This window comes from Latilactobacillus sp. VITA-14 (genome assembly GCF_046580785.1).
Lineage (GTDB): Bacteria > Bacillota > Bacilli > Lactobacillales > Lactobacillaceae > Latilactobacillus > Latilactobacillus curvatus.
The window spans coordinates 19,009-27,464 of record NZ_JBJKTM010000022.1 but is presented as its reverse complement, the minus strand read 5'-3'; the positions used below and the strand labels follow the sequence as shown (position 1 = coordinate 27,464).

The window sequence follows — 8,456 nt, the reverse complement described above, 5'->3', positions numbered from 1 at the left end:
GAGCACATTAGTGCTCAAGATTTAACGACGACGTTACTCCAAATTAACCAGCGACCGCTTAAAATACTCGACTGGCAAACACCGTATCAGGTTATGCTGACAAATTTGTCCAAAAATTCGGATTAAATTTGCAATCTACCAATTAAAGTTTTTACTTTAATTATGATGGTTTTTTTAGGTATTTCATTTACGATAATATTCACTATTTATTAAAAATAGTCATTACTATTGGTCCGCATACGAAATTGATGAGAACTTATTAAACGTTTTGACAAATAATAATTTGACTGTCCCTCGTGCACCCGCACGGTTTTTTTCGATAATCACTTCAACTTCTCCAACGTCCGCATCATCTGACTGCTGTGGCGCTGGTGCTGGCGGATTGCCACCACCGAAATCATCGCCATCTTCCCCAGGTTCATCGCGATAGTAATCATCACGATATAAGAAAGCAACGATATCAGCATCTTGTTCGATTGATCCTGATTCACGAATATCTGAAAGGACTGGGCGTTTATCTTGTCGTTGTTCAACCCCACGAGAGAGTTGAGAGAGCGCAATGACCGGTACCCGTAATTCTTTAGCCAATTTCTTTAATTGACGTGAAATCGCCGAGACTTCTTGTTGCCGGTTTTCTTGGCCGGAACCTTCAATTAGTTGCAAGTAATCAATGACGATTAAGCCAACGCCCCCTTTTTCCTTCGCTAAGCGCCGACATTTCGCCCGAATTTCCGCCATTTTCACGCCGGGCGTATCATCAATATAGATATTCGCTTTTGAAAGGCTCCCCATGGCTACAATTAGATTCTGCCATTCAAGTTCGTCGAGTTGCCCGGTTCTTAGATGGTTGGCGTCAATACTTCCTTCTGCACACAACATCCGGTTAACGAGTTGTTCAGCACCCATTTCCAAACTAAAAATTGCAATATTCTCATTGGTTTTCGTCCCGATATTCTGAGCAATGTTTAAGACAAACGCGGTTTTCCCCACCCCGGGCCGGGCCGCTAAAATAATGAGTTCATCTTCATGCAAACCCGCAGTAATCTTATCTAAATCGCGGTATCCCGTTGATAGACCCGTAATGTCTTCTTCATTTTGATATAACTTATCAATTTGTTCAATTGAACTCGTTAAGACATCTGAAATTGATTTGAACCCGGCCTTATTTTGCCGTTCGGAAACATCCATGATTTCCTTTTCAGCGGTATCTAAAATATCCGTGACGTCTTCATCTTGCGCGTAACCCTTTGCCACAATATTTTGAGCGGTTTGGATTAAACGGCGCAGCATTGCTTTTTCAGAGACAATCTTGGCATAATAAACTACGTTGGCTGCCGTTGGTACAGCCTCAGCCAACTCAGCTAAATAACCAATACCACCGATATCTTCCAATTGGTTCTGCGCATCGAGGGCACTCTTTAAAGTCACCGCATCGATTCCTTCACCCCGTTCGTTTAATTCAACCATCGTCTCGAAGATCAAACGGTGGGCTTTACGATAAAAATCGTCGGCAGTAACGTATTCCATTGCTTCAACGAGCGCATCGCCACTAATAAAGACGGCCCCTAAAACGGCCTGTTCCGCCTCATTATTCTGCGGCGGTACTTGTTCAATTAGTTCATTATTCACCATTTTTACTCCTTTGGTTAATCGACTTCAATTACTCACTAGTTTACTCAAAATACCAGTGACTGGCAACAGTCACCGATTGGTCAGCAATAAAAAAAGCCGTGATAGTGGTGCTAATCACGGTCTTTTCAATCATTCATTTTATTATTCGGTTACGATATGCACACGAATCGTAGCTGTTACATCAGGGTGAATCCGTACATCAACATTCCGGTAACCCAACGCTTTGATTGGTTCTGGTAAATCAATTTTCCGTTTATCAACATTGATCTGATATTGTTGAGCCAATGCTTGGGCAATTTGCTTGCTTGGAATTGAACCAAATAAGCGGCTGTCTTCGCCCGCTTTAGATTTGATTTCAACGATTGTTTTATCGTCTTCAATTTTGGCTTTTAAAACCTTTGCTTCCGCTAATTCAGCAGCTGCATTTTTAGCTTCAGCATGTTGTTGGCCTTTTAAAGCACTGATAGCAGCTGATGTTGCGGGTTTTGCTCTCCCATTTTTAATTAAAAAGTTTTGTGCGTAACCATCTGGCACATCTTTCACTTGGCCTTTTTTACCTTTACCGCGTACATCTTCTAAGAAAATAACTTTCATTGTTCTGACCACCTTATCTAATTAATCGTTTGTTGCTTCCTCGTCCGTTTCCGGATCAAATAGCTCTGCCAAAACCGTTAATAACTTCGCCTTGGCTTCGGAAACAGTCGTATCTGCCATCTGCGTTGCCGCATTGGAAAGATGACCACCGCCACCTAATTTCTCCATAATCACTTGCACATTCACATCACCTAGACTCCGCGCTGAAATGGCAATCATGCCATCTGGGCGTTTCACAATGACAAACGAGGCTTCAATGTCTGACAATGACAGCAAGGTATCCGCTGCTTGTGCTGCGATGACCGGATCGTAGGTACGGTTGTCCTCACCCATACATAATGCCATATTTGGCTCAACCATTTCAATGGTTTCAATTAAGTGATTCTTTTGAATATAATTATCGACATTTTCTTTTAACAAGTGTTGAACCATCGAAGCATCAGCCCCAACTGAACGTAAATAACTAGCTGCGTCAAACGTTCGCGTCCCAGTTCGCATTGAAAATGACTGCGTATCAACCGTAATCCCAGCCAACATCGTTGTGGCTTCGAACTTATTAATATTAGCGACATTTTGTGGTTGATATTCAAACATTTCCGTCACTAACTCACACGTTGAAGAGGCGTAGGGCTCGATATAAACCAACATTGGGTTTTCTGGGAACTCTTCCCCACGACGATGGTGATCGATGACAATCGTCCGCTGAGCAAGCTTCTCGTACAACTTAGGCGCCATTGTTATGGATGGTTTAGAATGATCGACCATCACTAATAAACTATTGGCCGTTGCTTTTTCGAGCGCTTCTTCAGGCGACAACACTTCCACTGCAATTTCAGGGTAGGCTTTAACTTCCTCTAAAAGACGTTGAATATCTGTATGAATATTGTTTTGGTCAACGACCACGTAGCACTTCTTACCGTTCATCTCGGCAATCCGGCGAATCCCAAATGAGGCGCCCAATGCATCCATATCTGGCCGAATATGGCCCATAACAAAGACTTCGTCAACTTGTTTGAAGATTTCTTGTAAGGCTTGTGAAATCATCCGTGCACGAACCCGCGTCCGTTTTTCCATCGGATTAGTCTTACCACCATAAAAACGTGCTTGTCCTTCACTCGCTTTGACAACGACTTGGTCACCACCACGACCGAGGGCAAGATCCAAATTGCTCTGTGAAGTTGTTGCTAGAACGGCTAAATCGGATTCCCCATAAGCAAACCCAACACTCAACGTTAGTGGGAAGTTTTGTTTGGATGTTTCTTCTCGAATTTCATCTAAAATCTTAAACTTCTCTTGTTCAGCGGCGTATAATGATTTGGCGTACGCCAAAACAAAGAAATGATCATCATCAACTCGCTTCAAGAACATCTGAAACTGATTCGCCCAGCGTGATAACTCGTTGGTGACATAGTTATTCAGATTAGAAACAGATTGATCATCCATTGTCTGAGTGATTTCATCATAATTATCTAAGAACACTTGCCCGATGGCTACTTGCTCATCTTCATAACGATCTTCAATGGCCGCATAGCGTGTAATATCGAGAAGATAAACCACCCCAATGCTTTCTTGGATAATGATTTGGAATTGATTATCGCCCCAACGAACAATTTTTGTTTCATTAGCATCTTCATTTTGTGCCACTAATTCTGCCAACTCTGGATCGACAGACTTAATCTTTTTGCCTAAAACTTCTTTATTACCGAAATATTGCTGTAAATAAGGATTCGTCCATTGAATCTCACCTGATTCGTTGTACAATAAAATCCCAATTGGCATCTTAATTAAAGCCTCTTGCTCGCCGCGCTTAATGCGGTACGACAAGTCCGAGACATACTTGGCTGTATTCTCAGTGACCGTTTCGATCGCGTATAGCACAGTAATGACCGTCCCGATTAGCAGCACGAATAAAATTAGAGCAATTAGCCAATCTAACATCGCAGCAAATACCAAACTAACCGCTGTAAGGCACAACAAAATCAGGGCAACGGTCCGCAGGCGAGTATCATCTAAAAACTGTGGTAATTTTAATTGTTTAAACTTATTTTTCATGTAAACTCCTTAATTCTAGATCCCATTCTGATTCTTGTTCATCTATCATTGAGTCTATGTGGTTCTTTACTAAAACTTAAAAAATGCTACTTTTATTTTAGCACAATTGCCCTACAATTACCGCTTTGAACCCGTAATTTAATCCCATGTTCCCCTATTAAAGCGCACAAAAAAAGACCTGCTAAACACTGTTTAGCAGGTCTTTTGGTTGACTGATTAGTCTTCTGTAACGAATGGTAATAAGCCCATAATCCGTGCGCGTTTGATTGCAATTGTCAAACGACGTTGGTTTTTAGCACTTGTACCAGATACCCGACGAGGTAAAATCTTACCGCGTTCTGAGATAAAACGTTTCAATAAATCAGTGTCTTTGTAGTCGATATATTCGATGTGGTTAGCAGCGATGAAATCAACCTTACGACGACGACGGTTGCCGCCTCTTCTTTGTTGAGCCATTGAAAGTTCCTCCTTCCAAAACAGTTTATTTTAGAAAGGTAAATCATCATCTGAAATATCAATTGCTTGACCATTATTTGCAAATGGATCGGCTTGAGTGTTATTTGCAGCTGATGGATTACCCGATTGTTGAGGGCTGGTAAATCCAGATTGTTGGCTACCATTGCTTTGATTGTTGTTAAAGTTTTGGCTTGCGCCATCCCCTTGCCGTTGCTCCGTTGTTGTCCGTGATTCTAACAATGAGAAGTTATCAACGACCACTTCGGTTACGTATACACGTTGACCTTGTTGGTTTTCATAATTTCTCGTTTGTAGACGGCCATCAACTCCGACTAGTGAGCCTTTCTTAGTGAAATTAGCGAAATTTTCCGCTGATTTACGCCAGATGACACAGTTGATAAAGTCTGCTTCACGATCACCATTGGCATTCGTGAATTGACGGTTCACTGCGATTGAGAAAGTCCCAACAGCAGCACCACTAGAAGTGTAACGTAAGTCAACATCGCGTGTTAGCCGACCAACGAGTACAACTCGATTAATCATTCTGTCAGCTCCCCTCTATTCAATAATTACAATTCAAAATTAGTCTTCGCGTTTAACGATCATATGGCGTAATACTGAGCCATCAATCTTAGCTAGACGATCAAATTCGTTTAAAGCTTCATCATTATCAGCTAAAACATTTACGATATGGTAAATGCCTTCGTGTTGATTGTTGATTTCATAAGCTAAACGACGTTTTGACCAGTCTTTTGAATCAATCACTTCAGCGCCGTTGTCTTTTAAGATGCCGTCGTAACGGTTGACAAGAGCTGTTTTACTTTCTTCATCAAGTGTTGTTGAGATGATGTAAGTAACTTCGTATTTTGATTGAGCCATGACTGTTCACCTCCTTATGGACTTTAGGTTCTTACCTGTGTAAGAACAAGGAGTAACTGACTAATAAAAATTAGCCTCACGATTTAGACCCTGTGTCTAAATCACAGATACTCACAAGATAAAATTCTATCATAACGGCCGTTAAAATACAATCTAAAATAAAAATCGTTGCTGCTAACACGCTTGGTAACAGTTGTTACAAGTGTATTTACGCAGAAACGATTTTTATTTTTTTAATTTAATTAATTTTCTGAATCTTGATCATCTGATGCCGATTGATCGGCTTCAGCCCGCGCGAGTAATTCATCGACTTGTGCTAAGCCAGTATCAGTAGTGTCATCAGTTGGTGCTATTGGTGCCGTCGTTGCTTCTGGTGTTTCAGGTTCATCTGGTTCAGCTTCGACTTTCGCCATTGTTGCGACCTTCGCTTCGTCATCCACCCGGATTAAACGCACACCAAGTGTGGCCCGGCCAGTTTGTGAAACGTTAGCGACCTTGAAACGAATCAAGACGCCAGTATCAGTGATTAAGAGAATATCCTCTTCTCCAGTGACGGCAGCAATCCCAGCTAATGGGCCGTTCTTTTCAGTGATGTTGGCAGTCTTAATCCCTTTACCACCACGACCCTTGATTGGGTAATCTGCAACCGGTGTCCGTTTGCCGTACCCTTTTTCAGAGATAACAAGGATTTCTTGACCCGGAATCAGTAAGTCAGAGCCAACCACATAGTCGCCTTCACGTAACCGAATCCCACGCACACCAGCAGCGGTTCTCCCCATCGAACGGACAGCTGTCTCACTAAATGACACAGCATAACCATTATGGGTCCCGATAAAGATATTTTGTTGCCCATCAGTCATCAAGACGTTACTTAATTCATCCTCTTCCCGCAAGGTCAATGCTTTCAACCCATTGCTACGGATATTGGCGAATTCAGAAACGGATGTCCGTTTGACCGTCCCTAAGCGGGTAATAAAGAAGAGTGATTGTTCGTCTTGCACTTCTTTACCAACATTAACCACGGTCTGAACGCGTTCATCAGAATTAATGCCTAATAAGTTAATGATTGGAATTCCCTTAGCAGTCCGCCCATATTCTGGAATTTCATACCCTTTGGCACGGTAAACTTTCCCAGTATTGGTGAAGAATAAGAGCACTTCATGAGTCGAAGTCGAAAGCAAGTGTTCGATGAAGTCGTCATCATGGACGCCCATCCCTTGAATCCCACGACCACCACGATTTTGAACTTTGAATTCGCTGGCTGGTAATCGTTTAATGTAGCCGTTATGCGTTAATGCAATCACAACGTCTTCTTCTTCGATTAAGTCTTCGTCTTCAAGACTAAGCACTTCACCCACCAATAATTCTGTCCGGCGTTTGTCACCGAATTTACTTTGGAGTTCAAGCAATTCATCGTAGATAATCTTCTTAATGCGTTCTGGTTTGGCTAAAATATCTTTCAAATCAGCAATTAAAGTCATCAAATTATTGTATTCATTTTCGACTTTATCACGTTCCAAACCGGTTAATCGAACTAAACGCATATCCAAGATGGCTTGCGCTTGTTTATCCGATAAATCATAACGATCCATCAACAAGACCTTAGCGGCATCACCTGTATTCGAACCACGAATGATCTGAATAATCGCATCGATATGGTCTAAAGCAATGCGTAACCCAGCTAAAATGTGCGCCCGCGCTTCGGCCTTCTTCAAATCAAATTCAGTCCGCCGACGAATGACTTCTTCTTGGTGCACTAAGTAGTGTTCCAAGATTGATTTCAAACTCAAGACTTTAGGGGCACCATTCACGATGGCCACCATATTAAATGAGAATGAGGTTTGTAATGGTGTCAATTTGTACAGGTTATTCAAGACAACTGAAGCACTCATATCCCGACGCACATCGATTACGATGCGCATCCCATCACGATCAGATTCATCGTTTAAATCGGTAATCCCTTCAAGCCGTTTGTCACGGGCTAATTCAGCAATCCGTTCGACCAACTTGGCCTTATTAACCATGTATGGAATTTCAGTGACAATAATCCGTTCTTTGCCGTTCTTTTGGACCTCAACGTCCACTTTAGCGCGAAGGGTGATTGTCCCTTTACCAGATTCATACGCATGGCGAATACCAGATTTACCCATCACTAACCCACCAGTTGGAAAATCAGGGCCAGGTAAGGCATCCATCAAATCAGCGGTTGTCGCATCTGGATTATCCATCAAGATGTGTAATGCGCTAATCACTTCGGCTAAATTGTGCGGTGGAATATTGGTTGTCATCCCAACGGCAATCCCAGTCGCCCCGTTGACGAGTAGGTTCGGGAAACGGGCTGGTAAAACAGCGGGTTCGCGTTCTGACTCATCATAATTCGGTACATAATCAATTGTATTCTTATTGATATCACGTAACATTTCGACAGCCATCTTGCTCATCCGAGCTTCGGTGTACCGCATTGCGGCAGCACCATCACCATCGACAGAGCCGAAATTCCCATGACCATCCACTAACATGTAACGATAACTAAAATCTTGTGCCATCCGCACCATTGCTTCATAAATCGCTGAATCACCATGTGGATGGTACTTCCCCATAACATCCCCAACAATTCTAGCAGATTTCTTGTAAGGCTTTTCGGGAGTGACCCCTAATTCATTCATTCCGTATAAAATTCGGCGTTGAACAGGTTTTAACCCATCACGAACGTCTGGTAAGGCACGCGCAACAATGACACTCATTGCATATTCCAGGAATGATTTACGCATTGTCTTAGATAAATTGACGTTTTCAATCCGACCGTCTTGGCCAATTTCGTTTGCCATTAATCTATAAACCCC

The 8,456-nt window shown here is 42.3% G+C and carries 7 protein-coding genes and 1 pseudogene; 1 reads left to right on the top strand and 7 read right to left on the bottom strand.

Annotated features, from left to right (window positions below; genetic code table 11):
* Window positions 1–126, top strand: a pseudogene (locus ACF1X7_RS08570) (IS30 family transposase); the annotation flags it as partial.
* Window positions 127–225: 99 nt separating this feature from the next.
* Here ACF1X7_RS08570 and dnaB read toward each other — a convergent pair.
* The 7 genes from dnaB to gyrA all read right to left on the bottom strand — a co-directional run bounded on the left by dnaB (window position 226) and on the right by gyrA (window position 8,441).
* Window positions 226–1,629: a replicative DNA helicase gene (gene dnaB, locus ACF1X7_RS08565; protein WP_172821848.1), complete on the bottom strand. Its 1,404-nt coding sequence runs from the start codon at window positions 1,627–1,629 to the stop codon at window positions 226–228.
* Window positions 1,630–1,773: 144 nt separating this feature from the next.
* Window positions 1,774–2,226: a 50S ribosomal protein L9 gene (rplI, locus tag ACF1X7_RS08560; protein ID WP_064776768.1), complete on the bottom strand. Its 453-nt coding sequence runs from the start codon at window positions 2,224–2,226 to the stop codon at window positions 1,774–1,776.
* A 21-nt stretch (window positions 2,227–2,247) separates the two neighbouring features.
* Window positions 2,248–4,278 carry a DHH family phosphoesterase gene (locus ACF1X7_RS08555; protein ID WP_411162673.1) on the bottom strand — a complete coding sequence of 677 codons (2,031 nt, stop codon included), beginning with the start codon at window positions 4,276–4,278 and terminating at the stop codon, window positions 2,248–2,250.
* A gap of 216 nt (window positions 4,279–4,494) precedes the next feature.
* Complete coding sequence (gene rpsR / locus ACF1X7_RS08550; protein WP_004265822.1) at window positions 4,495–4,734, bottom strand: 30S ribosomal protein S18; 240 nt, start codon at window positions 4,732–4,734, stop codon at window positions 4,495–4,497.
* 30 nt (window positions 4,735–4,764) lie between these two features.
* Window positions 4,765–5,277, bottom strand: a complete 513-nt coding sequence (gene ssb / locus ACF1X7_RS08545) for a single-stranded DNA-binding protein (protein ID WP_004265848.1) — start codon at window positions 5,275–5,277, stop codon at window positions 4,765–4,767.
* Window positions 5,278–5,316: 39 nt separating this feature from the next.
* Window positions 5,317–5,613 carry a 30S ribosomal protein S6 gene (gene rpsF / locus ACF1X7_RS08540; RefSeq protein ID WP_004265809.1) on the bottom strand — a complete coding sequence of 99 codons (297 nt, stop codon included), beginning with the start codon at window positions 5,611–5,613 and terminating at the stop codon, window positions 5,317–5,319.
* 242 nt (window positions 5,614–5,855) lie between these two features.
* A complete protein-coding gene (gyrA, locus tag ACF1X7_RS08535) occupies window positions 5,856–8,441 on the bottom strand; it encodes a DNA gyrase subunit A (protein ID WP_039098084.1) in 2,586 nt (861 codons plus the stop codon).
* Between the last annotated feature and the right edge of the window lie 15 nt (window positions 8,442–8,456).

Excerpts from the sequence above, each read along its gene's own strand:
- rplI (WP_064776768.1), bottom strand. The coding sequence starts at position 2,226 with ATGAAAGTTATTTTCTTAGAAGATGTACGCGGTAAAGGTAAAAAAGGC.
- ACF1X7_RS08555 (WP_411162673.1), bottom strand. The coding sequence starts at position 4,278 with ATGAAAAATAAGTTTAAACAATTAAAATTACCACAGTTTTTAGATGAT.
- rpsR (WP_004265822.1), bottom strand. The coding sequence starts at position 4,734 with ATGGCTCAACAAAGAAGAGGCGGCAACCGTCGTCGTCGTAAGGTTGAT.
- ssb (WP_004265848.1), bottom strand. The coding sequence starts at position 5,277 with ATGATTAATCGAGTTGTACTCGTTGGTCGGCTAACACGCGATGTTGAC.
- rpsF (WP_004265809.1), bottom strand. The coding sequence starts at position 5,613 with ATGGCTCAATCAAAATACGAAGTTACTTACATCATCTCAACAACACTT.
- gyrA (WP_039098084.1), bottom strand. The coding sequence starts at position 8,441 with ATGGCAAACGAAATTGGCCAAGACGGTCGGATTGAAAACGTCAATTTA.